General features: G+C 66.1%; 17 protein-coding genes and 1 tRNA gene. 10 read left to right on the top strand and 8 right to left on the bottom strand.

Annotation, left to right across the window (positions count from 1 at the left end; genetic code table 11):
* The first annotated feature begins 29 nt into the window (after positions 1-29).
* Complete coding sequence (locus MCIT9_RS08020; RefSeq protein WP_317704387.1) at positions 30-620, top strand: DUF4202 domain-containing protein; 591 nt, start codon at positions 30-32, stop codon at positions 618-620.
* Here the strand turns inward: MCIT9_RS08020 and MCIT9_RS08015 are convergent.
* Together MCIT9_RS08015 and MCIT9_RS08010 are read right to left on the bottom strand one after the other, a co-directional pair.
* Positions 596-3,652 carry an efflux RND transporter permease subunit gene (locus MCIT9_RS08015; protein ID WP_317704386.1) on the bottom strand — a complete coding sequence of 1,019 codons (3,057 nt, stop codon included), beginning with the start codon at positions 3,650-3,652 and terminating at the stop codon, positions 596-598. The two genes, MCIT9_RS08020 and MCIT9_RS08015, sit on opposite strands and share 25 nt — an antisense overlap.
* On the bottom strand, positions 3,653-4,579 hold the full coding sequence (locus MCIT9_RS08010; protein ID WP_317704385.1) for an efflux RND transporter periplasmic adaptor subunit: 927 nt from the start codon (positions 4,577-4,579) through the stop codon (positions 3,653-3,655).
* Between the two features lie 113 nt (positions 4,580-4,692).
* Here MCIT9_RS08010 and gcvH point away from each other — a divergent pair, with 113 nt between their 5' ends.
* The 6 genes from gcvH (at position 4,693) to MCIT9_RS07980 (ending at position 7,982) form a co-directional block, all read left to right on the top strand.
* Positions 4,693-5,079 carry a glycine cleavage system protein GcvH gene (gene gcvH / locus MCIT9_RS08005; RefSeq protein WP_317704384.1) on the top strand — a complete coding sequence of 129 codons (387 nt, stop codon included), beginning with the start codon at positions 4,693-4,695 and terminating at the stop codon, positions 5,077-5,079.
* Positions 5,079-5,456, top strand: coding sequence for a diacylglycerol kinase (locus MCIT9_RS08000; RefSeq protein WP_317704383.1), 378 nt, complete (start codon positions 5,079-5,081; stop codon positions 5,454-5,456). Before gcvH ends, MCIT9_RS08000 begins: the two co-directional genes overlap by 1 nt.
* Positions 5,457-5,460: 4 nt before the next feature.
* Positions 5,461-6,393, top strand: coding sequence for a carbohydrate kinase family protein (locus MCIT9_RS07995; RefSeq protein ID WP_317704382.1), 933 nt, complete (start codon positions 5,461-5,463; stop codon positions 6,391-6,393).
* Positions 6,377-7,189 (top strand): nucleoside triphosphate pyrophosphohydrolase, encoded by an 813-nt coding sequence (mazG, locus tag MCIT9_RS07990; protein ID WP_317704381.1) that lies wholly within the window; start codon positions 6,377-6,379, stop codon positions 7,187-7,189. Before MCIT9_RS07995 ends, mazG begins: the two co-directional genes overlap by 17 nt.
* Complete coding sequence (nfi, locus tag MCIT9_RS07985; RefSeq protein ID WP_317704380.1) at positions 7,179-7,859, top strand: deoxyribonuclease V; 681 nt, start codon at positions 7,179-7,181, stop codon at positions 7,857-7,859. The genes mazG and nfi overlap by 11 nt, the downstream gene beginning before the upstream one ends.
* Positions 7,860-7,905: 46 nt before the next feature.
* Positions 7,906-7,982, top strand: a tRNA-Arg gene (locus MCIT9_RS07980).
* A gap of 254 nt (positions 7,983-8,236) precedes the next feature.
* On the opposite strand, the gene MCIT9_RS07975 is transcribed toward MCIT9_RS07980, so the two are convergent.
* From MCIT9_RS07975 to MCIT9_RS07955, 5 genes are read right to left on the bottom strand one after another with little or no spacing between them, the layout of a single operon-like run.
* The gene (locus tag MCIT9_RS07975; RefSeq protein ID WP_317704379.1) at positions 8,237-9,334 is read right to left on the bottom strand and encodes an ABC transporter permease; all 1,098 of its coding nucleotides are present in this window, start codon (positions 9,332-9,334) and stop codon (positions 8,237-8,239) included.
* Between the two features lie 3 nt (positions 9,335-9,337).
* The gene (locus MCIT9_RS07970) at positions 9,338-10,447 is read right to left on the bottom strand and encodes an ABC transporter permease (RefSeq protein WP_317704378.1); all 1,110 of its coding nucleotides are present in this window, start codon (positions 10,445-10,447) and stop codon (positions 9,338-9,340) included.
* Positions 10,444-12,147 (bottom strand): ATP-binding cassette domain-containing protein, encoded by a 1,704-nt coding sequence (locus MCIT9_RS07965; RefSeq protein ID WP_317704377.1) that lies wholly within the window; start codon positions 12,145-12,147, stop codon positions 10,444-10,446. Before MCIT9_RS07965 ends, MCIT9_RS07970 begins: the two co-directional genes overlap by 4 nt.
* Positions 12,128-13,186, bottom strand: a complete 1,059-nt coding sequence (locus MCIT9_RS07960; RefSeq protein WP_317704376.1) for an HlyD family secretion protein — start codon at positions 13,184-13,186, stop codon at positions 12,128-12,130. Before MCIT9_RS07960 ends, MCIT9_RS07965 begins: the two co-directional genes overlap by 20 nt.
* Positions 13,170-14,540: a TolC family outer membrane protein gene (locus tag MCIT9_RS07955; protein ID WP_317704375.1), complete on the bottom strand. Its 1,371-nt coding sequence runs from the start codon at positions 14,538-14,540 to the stop codon at positions 13,170-13,172. The genes MCIT9_RS07960 and MCIT9_RS07955 overlap by 17 nt, the downstream gene beginning before the upstream one ends.
* Positions 14,541-14,903: 363 nt before the next feature.
* Between MCIT9_RS07955 and MCIT9_RS07950 the strand changes: the two genes are divergently transcribed.
* From MCIT9_RS07950 to MCIT9_RS07940, 3 genes are all read left to right on the top strand, one after another.
* Positions 14,904-16,784: a PKD domain-containing protein gene (locus MCIT9_RS07950; protein WP_317704374.1), complete on the top strand. Its 1,881-nt coding sequence runs from the start codon at positions 14,904-14,906 to the stop codon at positions 16,782-16,784.
* A gap of 207 nt (positions 16,785-16,991) precedes the next feature.
* On the top strand, positions 16,992-17,465 hold the full coding sequence (locus MCIT9_RS07945; RefSeq protein ID WP_317704373.1) for a cytochrome P460 family protein: 474 nt from the start codon (positions 16,992-16,994) through the stop codon (positions 17,463-17,465).
* Between the two features lie 64 nt (positions 17,466-17,529).
* On the top strand, positions 17,530-17,799 hold the full coding sequence (locus tag MCIT9_RS07940) for a hypothetical protein (protein WP_317704372.1): 270 nt from the start codon (positions 17,530-17,532) through the stop codon (positions 17,797-17,799).
* Between the two features lie 2 nt (positions 17,800-17,801).
* Here MCIT9_RS07940 and MCIT9_RS07935 read toward each other — a convergent pair whose 3' ends face one another.
* Positions 17,802-18,422: a helix-turn-helix transcriptional regulator gene (locus MCIT9_RS07935; protein ID WP_317704371.1), complete on the bottom strand. Its 621-nt coding sequence runs from the start codon at positions 18,420-18,422 to the stop codon at positions 17,802-17,804.
* Positions 18,423-18,503 lie beyond the last annotated feature (81 nt).

Below are 18,503 nucleotides of genomic sequence, written 5' to 3'. Positions count from 1 at the left end.
GGTTGTCAATCCAAACCGTCGAGGGGATGATGGACCCGCACCGTTTCGTGACCGCCGTCGGTCTGATCGACCAGGCCAATGCCAGCGATCCCGTATGGGAAACCTGGCGCGGGAAACCCTATCCCCGCACCTGGCTGTACGGCATCCGCATGACCGACTGGCTGGTGCGGCTCTATCCCGACGCCCCGGAAACCGCCTTTCTCGCCGCCCGCGCCCAGCACGTGTGCCGCTGGCTGATCCCCCGCGACCGTTATCCGTCGGGACGGCGGGGTTATCTGGCATGGCGTACCTTCCTGTACCGGCTGCATGGAGAAACGGCCGCCCGGTTGCTGCGCCGGGCCGGCTCCGGTGAATCCGCCATCGGGCAGGTGAAACGCATCCTGATGAAACGCGGCCTCAAGCGCGACCCCCAGGTGCAGATGGTGGAGGACGCCGCTTGTCTGGTGTTCCTGCAATATTACTTTCTCCCCTTCGCGCAGGACTACAGCGACGACAAGCTCATCGACATCGTCGGCAAGACCTGGAAAAAGATGTCGCCGCAGGCGCAACAGGCCGCTATCAAGCTGCCGCTGTCAGGGCGGGAGGCGCGACTGGTTCAGCAGGCGTTGAAACGCCCGTAACGCAGCAGCAGCGGCGGCAGCAGCAGCAGGGTCAGGGCGGTGGAGGAGAGCAGGCCGCCGATGATGATGGCCGCCATCGGGCCCATGATCTCCCGCCCCGGGTTGTCGCTGCCCCAGGCCACCGGCAGCATCGCCAGGGCGGTGACCAGGGCGGTCATCAGCACCGCCGGCAGACGGTCGGTGGCACCGTCGAGGGCGGTGGCGGCGTTCCAGGGGCGCTTTTCCACCGTCACCAGGCGGCGGTAATGGGCGATGAGCATGATGGCGTTGCGCACGGTGATGCCGAACAGGGTCACGAAACCCACCATCGAGCCGACCGAGATGATACCGCCGCTCAGCCAGGCCGCCAGCACTCCGCCCACCAGGGCGAAAGGCAGATTGGCAAGAGTCAGAAGGGTATGGCGCCAGGAACCCAGCGCCACCTGGATCAGCAGCAGCACGCCGACGCCGGCGGCCAGGGCGTGGACCAGGAGCGCCTGACGGGCCTGGTGCTGCTGGACCGCCGCGCCGGTGAATTCCGTGGCGTAGCCGGGGGGGAAGTCGATTTCCGTCAGCACCCGCCGCCGCAGCTCGGTGAAAAAGGCATCCAGATCGCCTGCCGGATTGGCGGTCACCACCTGCAGGCGCTGGGCGCTGCGATGGATCAGGTTGTAGCGTCCCTCCACCTGGCGGATGCGGGCTACGTCTCCCAAGCGGACCAGACGGCCGTCGGCAGCGTTGAGGGGCAGCCGCGCCAGAGCGGTGGGATCGTGGCGCCACATCGGCGGCAGGATGGCGGTGACGGGGAAGGCGCGGTTGCCGGCGAAGGTTTCCCCGACGGTCACCCCCTGGAAGCTCTGCAGCGCCGTCACCAGATCGGCGGGGGAGAGGCCGAAGAGCGCCAGCGCTTCCGGGTCCGGATCGATCTCCAGCTGGGGCAGGGCGGTCTGGGCGCGGATGCGGATCTCGCGGGCGCCGGGGATTTGCGCCATCTGCGCCGCCACTTCGGCGGCGAGGCGGTCGAGCACCGCCAGTCTGGGGCCGTAGAGGTTGACCACCACCGGGGCGGTATAGCCGGACAGGGTCTCATCCACCCGTTCGGTAAGGAAGGTGTTGGCCTCGTAGGCGATGCCGGGGAAGCGTTCCAGCACCGCCTCCAGCCGTTCCAGCACCGCCCGTTGCGCCGGTCCTGACAGCGGCTGGAGATGGACCTCGTATTCGCTGTAATGACTGCCGTAGGTGTCGGCGCCGCGTTCGGCCCGTCCGGCCCACTGGGACACCGACACCACCCCGGGAATGGCCAGGAACGCTTCGGTCAGGCGCCGGCCCAGCTGCAGCGAGGCTTCCAGGGAGGTGCCCGGCAGGCTGGCGGTGTGGACGATGAAATGGCCCTCGCGCAGTTCCGGCAGAAAACGCCCGCCCAGCCCCGGCAGGCTGGCGAGCACCCCCAGACACAGCAGCGCAGCGATGGCCAGAACCGGGCGCGGACGGGCGAGGACGGCGCGCAGCAGGCGGCGGTAATGCCGCTGCAGCCAGGCGCTTACCGGCGCCTGCCGGGGCTGGCGGCGCTGCCCGAGCAGCAGGTAACCCAGAGCGGGGGTGACGGTCAGGGCCACCGCCAGGGAGGCGAGGATGGCGAGGATGTAAGCCACCCCCAGGGGAGCGAACAGGCGGCCGGCCACGCCGCCCAGGGTCAGCAGCGGCACGAACACCAAGGCGACGATGAAAGTGGCGTAGACCACCGAGCCGCGCACTTCCAAGGCCGATTCCAGCACTACCTGGTGAATGGGCCTGGGCACAGCGGCCTGGGCATTCAGACGCAGGCGGCGGAACAGGTTTTCGGTGTCGATGATGGCGTCGTCCACCACTTCCCCCAGGGCGATGGTGAGCCCGCCGAGGACCATGATGTTGAGGTTGACGCCGGCCTCCACCAGCACCAGGGCGGCACTCAGCAGGCTCAAGGGGATGGCCAGGGTGCAGATCAGGGCGCTGCGCCAGTCGGCCAGGAAGGCGTAGAGCACCACCATCACCAGCACCGCGCCGGCGAGCAGGTGGGCATCGAGGCTGCGGAAGGAGCGCTCGATGTAGTCGGCGGGACGGAACAGATGGGGGTGGAGGGTGATGCCCTGTTTCGCCAGCAGGGGCTGAAAATCCGCCAGCACCTGTTCCACCCGGCGGGACACGGTCAGAGTGTTGGCGCCGTATTGGCCGATGACCGTCAACACCAGACCCCGCTCGCCGTTGACCTGGGCGGCGCTGATGGGCGGGGCCTCGCCCCAGGTGAGGGTGGCCAGCTGTTCCAGGGTCAAAGGCGGGGAGACGGGCAGGTGGCGCAGCCGGGCTTCGAGCTCCCGGTCCAGGGGCAGGGTGAGGACCAGACGCTGGTTGGGGGTGGTGACGAAGCCCAGCCCTTCGCGCTGCAGTTGCCGGTGGAGGCGGTCCAGCACCCGGTTGAGGCCGAGGCCGTGGCGGGCCAGGCGTTCGGGATCGAGCTGGATCTGCAGCTGGCGGCGGCCGCCGCCGAAGACGTTGACGTCGGCCACCCCGGGCACCGCCAGCAGGCGGGGCACCAGGGTCCAGTCCACGAAATCGCGCAGCGTCAGGCGGTCGGCGCCGGTCAGGCCCAGGGTCAGCACCGTGGCCGAGGACGAAGACAGGGGCACCACCTGGGGCGGCTGGATGCCGGCAGGCAGGCGGGCGGCGATCGTGGCGAGGCGTTCGCTCACCTGCTGGCGGGCACGGTAGAGATCGACGTCGTCCTCGAACACGGCGGTGATCACCGACAGGCCGGCGATGGATTCGGAGCGCAGCTGACGCAGGCCGGCCAGCCCGCCAAGGGCGTTTTCCAGCAGCTGGGTCAGGCGCTGCTCCACCTGGGTGGCGGTCAGCCCCGGGGCTTCGGTCTGGATCACCACCTGCCTGGGGGCGAATTCCGGGAAGATGTCGAGCCCGGCCTGGGACAGACGCCAGCCGCCGTAAGCCAAAAGCAGCAGACACAGGCCGAGGATGGGGCCGCGCAGCCGGATGGCGGCATCGATCAGGCGGGCCAGCATTCAGTCGTCGTCCTCTTCGGGCACCAGGGCGCGCAGTTCCTGGGCCAGCAGCCACTGGGCGCCGCGGATCACCACGGCCTCGCCCGGCGCCAGCCCGGTTTCGACCCACCAGCGCCCGCCGCGGCGCCGGCCCCGGAGCGGGCGGCGCCGGAAGCTTTCCCCGTCGATGCGGACGTAGAACCAGGGCCTTCCCCCCTGCCAGACCACGGCGCTGTCCGGGAGTGGAATGGCCGGCCGGCCCTGGCCTGCGGCCGCCGTGAAGCGCAGTCCGATGGGCAGGGGAAGGTCGGCGCGGTGCAGACTGGCCCTTTGGCCGCTGCGGGAATCGACGCGGGGGTCGGGGGACAGCAGCGGCAGGGGGACGGTTCTGCCGTTATGCCGGAAGCGGGCTGCGTCCGCCGCCGGCGTCAGGCGCACCAGGGTCAGTTGCCGGTGGGCGAGGCGTTGCAGCTCGGGGGCGTCGCGCACGACCCAGCCGCTCAGCACCTCGCCCCACGCCAGGCGGAGCTGGCGCTGCTGCTGCGCCTGGGCCAGTTCCAGTCTGGCTAGTTCCGCCCGGGCCGCCTGCCAGTCGAGTGCGGCCTGTTCGCGCTCGCGGCGTCTGACGCTGTCTCGCAGTCGGTTCAGGCGCTGGCGGCGCCGCTCTAGAATGTCCACCCGGCTGCGGGCGGCGGCGATGGCCTGCTGCCGCTGGCGCCAGGCGATGGCGGCCTCGAGCAGCGGCGCCGGATCCAGCACTTCGGCCCACGCGGTGGCGGCCGGCGCCGGTTCGGGCCTGGGCGCAGGTTCGATGATCAGGGCCGCGAGGGCCTGGGCGGCGGCTTCGATGCGGACGCCGGGGCCCGCGTCGGCCTCGTCTTCCTCCCTGCCAAAGGCGGCAGCGGGCAGCAGGGCGGTGAGGAGCAACAGCGAACAGGGCAGGCGCATGCGCGGCTTCAGCGGTCGGAAAGCCGCTCAATGTACTGCAGGGCGGCCACTTTCCGCAAGGCTGCGGTACAATGGCGGCTTTGCCTAAAGCGTCCAGCAAAGGAGCAGAAGAGATGAGCCGCATTCCCGAGGAGCTGCGCTATTCACCGACCCATCAGTGGGCCCGCCGCGAGGCCGACGGCACCGTCACCGTGGGTATCACCGACCACGCCCAGGCAGAGCTGGGGGACATCGTCTATGTGGAGCTGCCCAAAGCAGGTGCCCAAGTGAAGGCCGGCCAGCCGTGCATGGTGATCGAATCGGTCAAGGCCGCTTCCGACGTGCATGCCCCGGTTTCCGGCGAGATCGTGGCGGTCAATGAAGCGGTGGCCGAGCACCCGGAGCGGCTCAACGAGGATCCCTACTCGGCCTGGCTGTTCCGCGTCCGGCCTTCCGATCCGGCCGAGTGGGACAGGTTGCTCGATGCCGAGGCTTACCGTCGCCTGCTCGGGGAGGGCTGATGGGCCAGCCGGGACTGAAAGGCATTCCCCGCCTGATCGCCGCCTTTGGCAATTCGGTGGCGGGGATGAAGGTGTGCTGGCGCAAGGAAGAGGCCTTCCGGCAGGAGGTCATCGTCTCCCTGCTGGCGCTGCCGTTGGGATTATGGCTGGGGGAGACGGCGGTGGAGCGGGTGCTGCTGATCGCCAGCGTCTGGCAGATCGCCATCTTCGAAACCCTCAATTCGGCGGTGGAGGCGGTGGTGGACCGCATCGGCACCGAATTCCACCCCCTGTCCGGCTACGCCAAGGACATCGCTTCGGCCAGCGTGCTGCTGGCCATTTTTCTCGCCCTGCTGGTGTGGGGTTTGATCGGATACGACCGTTTTTTCCAAGGGTAAAGCAATGAGCGCGCTGATTACCGGTTCCATGGCTTACGACACCATCATGGTGTTTCACGACTATTTCAAGAATCACATCCTGCCGGACCAGGTCCACATCCTGAACGTTTCCTTTCTGGTGCCGGATTTGCGGCGGGAGTTCGGCGGTTGCGCCGGCAACATCGCCTACAATCTGAAGCTGCTGGGCAAGGAGCCGTTGCCGATGGCCACCGTGGGCCAGGATTTCGGCCCCTACCGGGAATGGCTGGAGCTCTGCGGCATCGACCAGCGCTATCTGCGCGAAGTGGAAGGGACCTACACCGCCCAGGCCTACATCACCACCGACCTGGACGACAACCAGATCACCGCCTTCCATCCCGGGGCCATGTCCCACGCCCATCTCAACCAGGTGCCCACCGATGCCGGCATCGAAATCGGCATCGTCGCCCCCGACGGTCGCGACGGCATGATTCAGCACGCCGAGCAGTTCCACGAGGCAGGCATTCCCTTCATCTTCGATCCGGGCCAGGGGACACCCATGTTCGAAGGCGACGAGCTGCTCCGCTTCATCGAACTGGCCACCTGGGCCATCTTCAACGATTACGAAGCCAAGCTGGTACAGGAGAAGACCCGGCTGACCCCGGAACTGATCTCCGACGACGTCGATGCAGTGGTGGTCACCAAGGGAGCCGAGGGCTCGGTGGTCTACATCGACCGCCGGCCGATCCGCATCCCCCCCGCACGGGTGGAGAAGGTGGTCGATCCCACCGGTTGCGGCGACGCCTACCGGGCCGGGGTGCTCTTCGGGCTGCTGGAGAATTACGACTGGGAAACCATCGGCGCCATCGCTTCCCTGATGGGGGCGATCAAGGTGGAACACGCCGGCACCCAGAACCACCGTTTCAGTCTGGACCAGTTCCGCCAGCGTTTCTACGACAACTATGGCTACCACTTCTGAGCGCCATCCCGTCGAGCGCCTGCTGGCCATCATGGCCCGGCTGCGCGATCCCGAAAGCGGCTGTCCCTGGGACCGCAGGCAGACCTTCGAATCGCTGATCCCCCATACCCTGGAGGAAGCCTACGAGGTTGCCGACGCCATCGAGCGCGGCGATTACGACGATCTGTGCGACGAGCTGGGGGATCTGCTGCTGCAGGTGGTGTTCTACGCCCGCATCGCCGAAGAACGGGGGCTGTTCGATTTCCACCAGGTGGTCGAGCGCCTGTGCGACAAGCTCGAACGCCGTCATCCCCACGTCTTTGCCGGCGTGAGATTCGCCTCCGAGGAAGAACGCAAACGGGCCTGGGAAGCGGTCAAACAGGCCGAACGCCGCGCCAAGGGCAGGGATGAGGCGGAAACCGGCGTTCTCGACGATGTCCCCGTTACGCTGCCGGCCCTGCTCCAGGCCGAAGAAATCCAGAACCGCGCCGCCCGTCAAGGTTTCGACTGGGTGGAGGCAGCGCCGGTGTTCGCCAAGGTCGAGGAGGAACTGCAGGAACTGCGCGAGGCCTGGGCCAGCGGTGACGAGGCCCATATCTGTGAGGAAGTGGGGGATCTGTTGTTCGTCGCCGTCAACCTGGCCCGTCATCTGGGGGTGCATCCGGAAACCGCCCTGCGGCAAAGCAACCGCAAGTTCGCCCGCCGTTTCCGCTACATGGAACGGCGCCTGGCCGCATCCGGACGCAAAATGACCGACGTTCCGCTGGGCGATCTCGACGCCCTCTGGGAAGAGGCCAAGGAAGGCCGTGAGGCTTAGACTGCATCACGCCCATCCCTGGGACGTGACGCCCCGGGAAGCCATCGCCATCCAGCAGCGGCTGCGTCGTTTCGTCCGGCTGGAGGACGATCTCCCAGAGCCGGTGGAGACCGTCGCCGGCATCGATGTGGGATTCAAGAACGAAAACCGAATCACGCGCGCGGCGGTGGCGGTGCTGGACTTTCCGTCGTTGCAGTTACTCGCCCACAGCAGCGCCGAGACGCCCACGGCGTTTCCCTACATTCCCGGCCTGCTGTCCTTCCGGGAGATCCCCGCGGTGCTCCGGGCCCTGGAAAAGCTGCCACGTCTTCCGGAATTGCTGCTGTGCGACGGTCAGGGCATCGCCCACCCCCGCCGTTTCGGCATTGCCAGCCATTTGGGGGTGTTGCTGGATCATCCCACTATCGGCGTCGGCAAGACCCGGTTGATCGGCAGTCACGGCCCCGTGCCCGACGAGAAGGGCGCCTGGGTGCCGCTGGAGGACAACGGCGAGATCATCGGCGCCGTGGTCCGTACCCGCAAGGGGGTCAAGCCGCTCTACATCTCCCCGGGTCATCGGCTTTCCATCGAATCGGCGGTGCGCTGGGTGCTGGCCTGCACGACCCGCTACAAACTGCCGGAAACCACCCGTTGGGCCCATCGCCTGGCTTCCGTGGTTCAGGAAATTTGAACATTGTGCCAAAGCGCCAAACAGGATAAAATTCAAAGCTTCAAAAGCGCCCGTAGCTCAGCTGGATAGAGCGCAGGCCTCCGGAGCCTGAGGTCAGAGGTTCGAATCCTCTCGGGCGCGCCATAAATTCAATGACTTACAAAAAAGCCGGCGCTTGCCGGTTTTTTTGTGCCCATGTGGTCGGCCGCAAGCCCGACACGTAAGGGCCGTTTTCCGCCCCAGGAGATTCAAACCATGACCAGGCACAAATAGCCCCCCTCAGCTATGCCGACAAGGCCGAAAAGCTCACCCAGCCCGATCCGAAGTTGGTGTTCTTTTGCGACAGAACCTATCTCGACAATGGCGTGATCGCACCTTAAAGAACAGTCTGACCCGGCTCAATACAACCGGTGACGGAACAGCCACGCCGCCAGCGCCAGGGTTGCCACGCTGATGACCGCCATGGGCCAGAACTGGGGCCAGAGCAGGGAAAGGGATGGGTCGGCCAGAAAGGTGGTGCGGACGATGACGAGGAAGTAGCGCATCGGATCGAGGAGGGTGATGCGCTGGACCATTTCCGGCATGTTCTCGATGGGGGTGGCGAAACCTGACAGGATCACCGCCGGGACGATGAACAGAAACGCCCCCATCAGGCCCTGCTGCTGGGTCACCGCCAGGGAGGAGATCATCAGGCCGACGCCGATGGCCGCCAGCAGATAGACCGCCAGGCCGGCATACAGCAGCCACAGGGCGCCGCGGAAGGGGACCTCGAACCAGTACACTGCCGCGACCAGGATCAGGCTGCCTTCGAGGAGGCCGATGACGAAGGGCGGCACCGTCTTGCCGATCAGAATCTCGAAGGGGGTCAGGGGCGTGACCAGAAGCTGGTCGAAGGTGCCCTGTTCCCGTTCGCGGGCCACGGTCAGGGCGGTGGTCACCATGGCCACCACCAGGGTCAGCAGGGCGAAGATGCCGGGGACGATGAACCAGCGGCTCTGCAGGTTTTCGTTGAACCAGGCGCGGGTCACCAGCCGCGCCGGCGGATTTAGGTCCAGGCGTTCGATGGTGAAATCCGCCAGAATGGTGCGCAGATAGCCGAGGGTGATGAGGGCGGTGTTGGAATTGCGCCCGTCGATGATTACCTGCAGCGGTGGGCTCTGACCGCGGGCGAAGCGTGCGCTGAAGTAGGGCCCGAAATGGAGCACAAACAGCACCCCGCGCCGGTCGACCAAGGGGGCGATTTGAGCGTCATGGTCGATCCGGGCGACCTCCTCGAACACCGGCGAGCCCCGCAGCCGCGCCAGCACCTGCTGCGACCGTTCCCCTTTGTCCTCGTCATAGACCGCGTAGGGAATGTGGTTGAGGTCGAAGGTGGCCGCGTAACCGAACACCAGCAGCTGCACCAGGGGCGAGACGATGACCACGAAGCGGCTGCGCTTGTCCTTCAGCAGGGTCAAAAATTCCTTGACGATCAGATGCCAGATCCGTTGCAGCATCGTTCACTCCAGACGTTTGCGCGACAATTGCCGGGTCCGGCCCAGAAAGAAGGCCGCCATCAGCACCAGGGCCGCCAGATTGGGCCAGAGCACCGGCCAGATGTCCCCGGCCAAAAACACCGTCTGCAGGATGGCGACATAGTAGCGGGCCGGAATCAGCCAGGTGAGCCACTGGATCGCCGTCGGCATGCTGCCGATCTCGAAGATGAGGCCGGAGAGGATGAACGCCGGCAGGAAGGCGGTGATGATGGCGATCTGGCCGGCGACGAACTGGTTTTTGGCCACGGTGGAAATCAGCAGTCCCATCCCCAGGGCCACCAGCAGAAACAGCGACGAGCCCAGCCACAGAAGCCAGAACGAGCCGCGCAGCGGCACCTGGAACAGCCACACCGCCATCGCCACCGCCAGCAGCAGCCCGCCGGTGCCGAGAAGGAAATAAGTCCCGATCTTGCCCAGGAGGATCTCCCCCATGGTGACCGGCGTGGACATCAGCGCCTCCATGGTGCCCCGTTCCCATTCCCGGGCGATGACCATGGAGGTGAGCAGGGCGCCGATCAGGGTCATGATGACCGCGATCAGGCCGGGAACGAGGAAATTGCGGCTTTCCACCTCGGGGTTGTACCAGATGCGCTGCTGCAGGTCGATCGCCGGCGCCGGGGGCAGGCGTTCTTCCAGGGCCCGGCGCTGGAGCCACTGCAGCCACACCCCGGTGACGTAGCCCTGCACCAGGCGGGCGGTGTTGGCGTCGATACCGTTGACGATGAGCTGGATCGGGGCGCCGCCCGTCTTCAGCCGGCGCAGAAAGTCGCTCTGCAGATAGACGATGCCTTTGATGTCCCCCTCGACCAGCAGCCGCTCGGCGCCGGCCATGTCCGCCATCGGCACCGGCACGAAATACCCGGAGCGGTAAAAGCCGCTGAAGAGGCTTTGGGTTTCGGGGCTGGGGCGCTCGGCGATGAGCGCCAGCGGCACCCGTTTGGCGTCGAGGGAAACCCCGTAGCCGAACAGCAGCAGCAGGATCACCGGCAGCACGAAGGCGATGGCGATGCTGGACGGATCGCGCACCACCTGGATGAATTCCTTGCGGATGAGGGCGGGGAGACGGCGGTTCATGGGTGGTGCTCGATCAATTGGATGAAAGCCTCTTCCAGAGTCGCCGCATCGGTCTGGCGGCGAATCACCTCCGGCGAGCCTGAAGCCAGGATCTCCCCGGCCTGCATGATGACCAGACGGTCGCAGTATTCGGCCTCTTCCATGAAATGGGTGGTTACCAGCACCGTCACCCCCTGTTCGGCCAGGGTGTTGATGCGCAGCCAGAACTCCCGCCGCGCCAGGGGGGCGACCCCGGACGTGGGTTCGTCGAGAAACAGGATGTCCGGTTCGTGCAGCAGGGTGCAGGCCATGGCCAGGCGCTGCTTGTAGCCCAGGGGCAGGTCGATGGCGCGCTGGCGGCGCCACGGGACCAGTTCGAAAGTTTCAAGGGCCCAGTCGATGCGCTCGCGTTTGCAGCGACTGCCCAGACCGTAGGCGCCGGCGAAGAAGCTGAGGTTTTCCCCCACGCTCAGCTGGCCGTAGAGGGAGAATTTCTGCGCCATGTAGCCGAAGCGGGCGCGGGCCCGGGCTGGGGCGTGGCGCATGTCGAATCCCGCCACCCTGGCCTCCCCCTCGCTCACCGGCAAAAGGCCGCACAGCATGCGGAAGGTGGTGGTCTTGCCGGCGCCGTTGGCCCCCAGAAGGCCGAATACCTCGCCGCGGTAAACCTCGAAGGAGATGCCCTTGACGGCATAGAAATCGCCAAAGCGGCGTTTGAGATTGCGGACGCGGATGACCGCCTCGCGCTTTCCCGTCTTCAGCTGCCGCGACAGGGTCACCTCGCTGACCGTGATCCGTTCTCCGGCTTCGAGCAGACGGACGATGAAGGCGTCCTCCAGCCTGGGGGCGACGGCCTCGACGGTGGTGTGAAGATCGTCCAGCCGGGGCGGCTGCGGCGTTCGGGTTACCAGCCGCACCCAGTCCCCCTGGATGACGGCGTCGGCGATCTCCGGCCGCTGCAGCAGCTGTTGTTGCAGGCGGCGTTTGGACAGGTTGGGGGTGCGGGCCCGATAGACCCGTCCCCGCATCGGTTCGATGAAATGGCGCGGCGGGGCCTGTCCCAGCTTGCGGCCGCGGTGGAGCAGGATGACTTCCTGGCAGCGTTCGGCCTCGTCCAGATAGGCGGTCGAGAGGAGCACCGTCAGTCCCTGCTCGCGCACCTGGGTATAGAGAATCTGCCACAGTTCACGGCGGGAGACCGGATCGACGCCGACGGTGGGTTCGTCCAGCAGCAGCAGCCGGGGGCGGCCCACCAGCACGCAGGCCAGCCCCAGCTTCTGCTTCATGCCGCCGGAAAGCCGTCCCGCCAGCCGGGCGGTGAATGGGGACAGCCCGGTCATGTGCAGCAGTTGGGCGTAGCGCTGCGGGCGTTCCGGCAGGGGAACGCTGTGGAGGTCGGCGTACAGATCCAGGTTTTCCTGCACCGTCAGGTCCTCGTAGAGGCCGAAACGCTGGGGCATGTAGCCGAGCTGGACCTGGACCCGGGCGGCATCGGTCACCACGTCGGTGCCGATCACCACGATCCGCCCCCCGTCGGGCGCCAGCAGGCCGGCGATCAGCCGCATCAGGGTGGTCTTGCCGGCACCGTCGGGACCGATCAGGCCGGTGACGGCGCCGGCCCGGACGGTGGCGCCGAAACCGTCGAGGGCGGTGACGTCCGGGGGAAAGGTCTTGCGGACCGCCTCGATCCGGAGGGCCGGCTCAGGCGGGCGGGTCGCCATCTTGGGGCTGTGGCTGCCGGCAGGGGATCGGCTTGCGGGCGTCGGGAGTCTGGGGCAGAGGAATGCGCACGGTCACCGGCATTCCCAGACGCAGTTCCCCTTCCGGATTGCAGGCGAACACCCGCACCTGATAGACCAGATGGGTGCGCAGCTTCTCGGTCTGGACCGTTTTGGGGGTGAACTCGGCGCTGGGGGAGATGTAGCCCACCCAGCCGGGATAACGCTTGTCCGGGAAACTGTCGGTGGTGATTTCGGCCCGCATCCCCAATTTCAGTTTGCCCAGATCGGGCTCGTCCACGTAGACCCGGGCCCACAGGGGATCGGTCAGGGCGAGGGTGTAGACCGGGCGCTGGGGACTGGCCAGGTCGCCGGGTTCGAGGATGCGGTCGCGGACGATGCCGGCGGCGGGGGCGTAGAGGCTGGCATTGCGCAGATTATGTTTGGCCAGGGCCAGCTGCGCCTGGAGCGATTTGAGGCGGGCTCTGGCGGCGGCCTTGTCTTCCCGCCGCGGTCCCTCGATGGCCAGGCTCAGGTTCTGTTCCGCCGCCCGGCGGCGGGCGCTGGCCGCCTCGGCTTTGGCCTTGGCGTTGTCCACTTCCTCCGGGGAGACGAGCTTGCGCGGCAGCAGTTTTTTCAGCCGCCGGTAGGTGATCCAGGCGTCCTGTTCCAGCGCCTTGGCTTCGGCGAGCTGGGCGCGGGCGCGCTCGATCTCCTGGGGACGGCTGCCGTTTTCCAGTTTTTCCACCACCGCCTTTTGGGTCGCGACCTCGGCTTCGAGGCGGGCCACCTCGGCCTGGAACGGCTCCAGGTCGAGCTGGGCCATGAGCTGGCCGGGACGGACCCGGTCGCCCTCCCACAGCAGCACCTTGGTCAGGCGCTCGCTGCCGTTGACCGCCAGGTCGATCTGGCGCAGGGCAATGTTGCCGTACAGGGTCAGCCCGCCATCGGCTTCTTCGCTTCCATCGTGCCGGTACCAGGCGTAGGCGCTGAGGCCCAGCAGGATGGCAAGCGATACCAGGATTTTAGTTTTCCGGCTCATGGGGGGGATCGAGCCAGTGGTTGAGGGCGTGGATATCGGCCGGGGTCAGGGTGCCGGCGAGGCGCTTGAGGCGCAGCCTGGCCAGGACGTAGTCGAGGCGGGCGTTGGCGTAGTCGCGCTCGGCGGCATAGAGCCCCTGGACGGTGTTGAGTACATCGACGATATTGCGGGTGCCGACCTCGTAACCGGCCCGGGTCGCCTCCAGGGAGGCCCGGGCGGAGGCCACCGCCAGTTTTCCGGCCTCGATGCGGGCGATGCTGGTCATGAGATTGATGTACTCGGCGCGGGTGGCCTGCTGCACGGTGCGTTGGGTGCCGAGCCAGTTTTCCCGGCTGCGTTCGAACTCGGCCCGGGCCTGGCGGCGGGCGGCGCTGATGCCGCCGCCGGCGAACAGCGGCATGGCCAGGTCCAGGCTGACATCGCCCACGCGGTTGTCGATCTCGAACGCAGAATTGAGATCCTGTTTCATGTTGTTCTGCTCCGCGTCGGTGTGGCTGTGGCCGTAACCGGCGCTGGCGACGATCTTGGGCAGGTGTTCGGCGGCGGCGGCGCGGGCACCCTGGCGGGCGGCTTCCTTCTCCAGGGCGGCGGCCTTGAGGTCGTAGTTGTTCTGCAGGGCGAAGCGAACCCAGGCGTCGCGGTCGGCCGGATCGGGCGGTTCCACCGGATAGTCGGCCTTCAGGTCCCAGAGCGGGCCGTGATAGCGGCCGGTCAGCACGGTGAGTTTCTCCATCGCCACGCTGACCGCCCCTTCGTCCGCCAGACGGGTGGCGACCGCCAGGTTGTAGCCGGCCTCGGCCTCGCGCACGTCGGTGATGGCGGCCAAGCCGACTTCGAAACGCTCCTTGGCCAGATCCAGCTGGCGCTTGGTCGCCGCCTCCCGCGCCTTGGAGGCGGCCAGATTGGCGCGGGCCCGCAGCACCGCGACGTAGGCTTCCACCACCCGCAGGATCAGCGCCTGCTGCTCGGCGGTGAAGCGCACCTTGGCCTGGCGCGTCAGGTCCTGTCCCCGGCGGAAACGGAACCAGGCGGTCAGGTCGAAGATCGGCTGGACCAGCTGCAGGCGCCAGTTGTGGGTGACGGAATTGGTCTTGGTGTTGCTGGGAATGAGCAGAGAGCCCGCTGGAAACTGGCCCAGGTTCTCCTTGCGGGTGAAATTGAAGCCCAGCTTGCTCTCCACCTTCGGCAGCAGCTCCGCCAGCCCCAGCTTTTCCGCCTCCAGCCCGGCCTTGAGACTGGCGCGGGCGGCGCGGATGGTGGGATCGTTTTGCAGTGCCAGGCGGTAGACGTCGAGCAGGTTGTCGGCGTGGACGGGGAGGGAGAGGATGAGCATCAGGAGAAACCAGTGGCGCATGAGGGCTTCCTTGTGTATTAGCGACAGCTAAAGCTGATGATCATCGCAAATCGCCACGGTCTTGGCAAACGCCCGCTGGAGGAGAGCGGGCATTTTACCAGTGTCGGGAATGTTTGTGACTGTTGCCCCGAGGCGACGGCCTGAAATTCCGGGGAAACGGTATTTCAGCGCCAAGGGCAGGAAAACTGTCGCTTTTGGGTGACGAACGGCGAAAGGTGACAAACGGATCGTCAGAGTTGGTTCGGTAATTGCTTATATGCTGCTGAAGGATCCAAAAACAAGGGAGCGATATCCATGACCATTAAAAATGGTTAAAAATTATAAGTCCTGGTTCCGCCGGCTGCCGGTTCTGCTGGCGGTCTTGTGTCTGGCCGCCCCGGCCTGGGGCGGCCAGACGATGACGACAGACGCGATCACAAAGAAAGACACGAGAAATCCGAGAAACTGAGCCTGAAGATCGACAAGGCCGAGTACAAAGCCGAGAAGCACCGCCTGGAGGTCAAGGCCAAGCTGCGTCATGGTGGGGACCGGCGTTACCGGATCGAGCTCTACGATGCCGTCACCGGGGCGTTGTTGGCCTCGCGCAGCAGCGACGACGATTCGGTCAAATTCAAACTCAGGGACCTGAGTGGCGGTGAGGTACCCTGTGCCGTCGAAGCGCGGGTGGACGGCCTCACGGCCCGCCGTGACGTCCGCCATGCGCCGGAGCATTGCAGCAGCGGCGGTGGTGGCACCCCGCCACCACCGCCGACGGCCAATCTGCCGCCCGAATGCCAGATCGTCGCCCCTGCGGCCGATCCGGTGCAGATCGGTCTGGGACGGACGGTGGATTTCGCCGGCAGCGCCAGCGATCCCGAGGGCGGCCCGCTGAGCTACGAGTGGGATTTCAGCGGCGGTGCCGACGCCCGTCCAACGGTGCCAGATCCGGCCCCGGTCACCTTCGACCGTCCCGGCCGCTTCCAGGTCCATTTCCATGTCACCGACGACCACGGCAACCGCTGTGACGCCACCCACACGGTGATCGTCGGCAACCCGCCGCCCACCACCGCCATGGTGCCGCAGCAGCCGGCGCCGGGCGAGCCGGGTTCCGGCGACGGCAACCACGTGGTGCTGCCGGCCAACGACCTGGGAATGCACTGCGCCGACCTGAGTTCCTATCCCTTCAGCGTGCTGCCGCCATTCAACACCGTCAACGCCCACGCCCTGCGCCGCGGCAGCGAGCCTCAGCTGCTCGACGATGCGGTGGTGGAACTGCGCTACTCGGCTGCTTCCAATCCCAACGACCCGGTGGGGCCGGACTCGATCAACTCCACCAGCCAGAACTATCCGGTGGGGGCCAGCGCCGATGCTGCCCAGATCGTCAAGAGCGACTTCTGGGATTCGGTCGGCCCCAACGGGGAAACCAACGCCGAGCTGCTGTTTGGGCTGCCGCCCGGCCTAGTCCATCCGGACGAGGGGCTACCGGTACACCACAACACCGACCACGGCCGCTACATGCCCGGCATCAGCGTCCCCTACCAAGCCAAAGATCCCCAGGCGTTCAGCGCCTTCGTGGCGGAGCACGGCTGGTTCACTGCCGAGGGCATTCCCATGACCCCGGTGGACGACCAAGGCCGTTTCAATTCCTATCCGCTGCTGCGGGTGCAGGCGCTGGACAAGGCCAGCGGCAAGGTGCTGGCCACCACCGACGTGGTCACCCCGGTGTCCTACGAGGTGGACTGCGTGGCCTACGATCCCGACGATCCGGCCGCCACGCCACTGCCGCCGGTAACGTCGCGCTTCGCCGAGAATCCCGGCACCCTGTACCGCGACAGCCACGGCCACGGCGGACTGGGCTGCGAAAGCTGCCACGGCAGCCCGCACGCCATCTGGCCCAACCGCAACCCCAACGCCAACGACAACGTGACCGCGATGCAGCTTCAGGGACACAGGGGCACCCTGCTGGAATGCACCGTCTGCCACACCGAAGGCAGCTTCCCCAAGGGCACCCTGGACGGTCCCCACGGCATGCATCCGGTCAACGATCCGGCGTGGATCAGCAGGCACGGGGATTTCTTCGAGCACGCCAAAGGCGATCCCTGCGCCGCCTGCCACGGTGCCGACCACCTGGGCACCCGGCTGGCCAAGACCCCGGTGGACCGGGTGCTCAAAGACCGCGAGGGCAAGGTGCTGGCGACCCTCAAAGCCGGCGACCAGGTGGCCTGCAATCTGTGCCATAGCCTGGAGAAAAGCTTCGACAAGTGATCGTCAAGCGGGATTGCGGCACCCGTCATCGGGTGCCGCTTTTTTTATGGTGTGCCAGGGATCGCCTTAGCCTTAGCGTCGGTCCGCTGCCATCGAGTGGAGCTGGAACGCCCAGGCCACAAGTTCTGTCGCGATGCATCTCTTGACTTTTTCTGAGTTCCTTCCAATAATTCGCACTCGATACCAAACAACGAGGAGGATGGCAAAATGAAAAAAACCGCGTTACTGCTACTCGGTCTGCTGTCCGCCGGTGCCGCAACGGCGGCGGAAAACCAGGTCCGCTATCCGCAAGGGTTCCGCAGCTGGTATCACGTCAAGTCGATGGTGATCATGCCCGGCCACCCCCTGGCCAATCCCTTCGGCGGCATCCATCACGTCTATGCCAATTACAAGGCTCTGCAGGGGCTCAAGACCGGCAGGTACCCCAAAGGCGCCGTGTTCGTCTTCGACCTGTGGGACTATGCCGAGGACAACCACGCTTTGGTGGAGAAACAGCGCAAGCTCATCGGCGTCATGGAGCACGATGACCAGCGTTTCGCCGCCACCGGCGGCTGGGGCTTTGAGGGCTTCGGCGGGGGCAAGCCGAACAAGCGTCTGGTGACCGACGGCGGCAAGGGCTGCTTCGAGTGCCACCAGGCACGCGAGGACCATCGGTACGTGTTCAGCGAGCTGCGCGACTGAAAGCATCGAGGTTCGGCGGTCACCCCCAGACGGGTGTGGCCGCTTTCTGTTACCGAGGGTCACGGTGGACGATACCCTGCAGCATCAGGTAGCCGAGTTTCTGCGCCGCTGGTCTGGTCTTCGTGTCTTTTGCACCCAGGACGGGTGGATCGACAATGACACCCTGAGGTTCGAGATTCAGGGTGGCGGTCAAGACGAAGTCATCGTGGCAGTGACCTTCGAGGAGGTTCTTGTGGAAGGATCCGGCTGCGTTGCCGGGCGCGAACCCTGCTTCGGCAGGCTGCGCCTGAAGCTGGATGCGGATGGCTCGGTGCGCTCGGCCGAAGACTGGTAAGCTTACCTGCCCTCCCGAAGCGGGCAGAAACGGCAGGCGCCGCCGCCGCGGACCATGCATTCGCGCTGGATCACCTTCCGATCCAGCAGCCCCTCCAGTAGCCCGGCGTCCAGGGCGCAGACCTCCGGATGGGCCTTGGCCAGATTATGATATACGCAGTTTCTGGCCGCTACCGTCTCACCCTCCAGGGTTGCCTCGTAGCCGAATTCCCCCATGATCCGGACCACCGCCTGCAGGCGCTCCGGGAGCGATAAGCCCTCCAGGCGCGGTCGCAGCGAGGCGGCGGTTTCCCGGCCCAGTTGATAGAGCAGTTTTTCCACGGCTTCGCTTCCCATCCGTTCCAACAGCTGTTGCAGCAGCAGTTTGGAAAACCAGGCGTACTGCTTGGGGAACAGGTGGATGCCCCGGTCGCTGAGGACGAAAATCTGACTGGGCCGTCCCCCGGTCTTGACCAGGGCGTGGCGGGCCACATAACCGTCCCGTTCCAGGACGGTGAGGTGCTGGTGGACCGCCGGTTTGGACACCCCCAGGGCGCGGGCCAGTTCGTCCATGGTCATGCCTGACTTGTTCTCCAGCAGCAGGTTCAGCAGCTGCTGCTGGCGTTCTCCGAAGTTGGCGAGCATGAATGTCTCCTTACCATCGTGAATCTGTCGATTATCCAAATTTCGGGTTGAGAGGCTGTTTTTTTAATTTTTTTATTGGCA

The sequence above is a fragment of the Methylomarinovum caldicuralii genome (assembly GCF_033126985.1).
GTDB classification, from domain to species: domain Bacteria; phylum Pseudomonadota; class Gammaproteobacteria; order Methylococcales; family Methylothermaceae; genus Methylohalobius; species Methylohalobius caldicuralii.
Note: the sequence above shows the minus strand (reverse complement) of the source record. Positions and strands in the feature narration are given on the sequence as shown.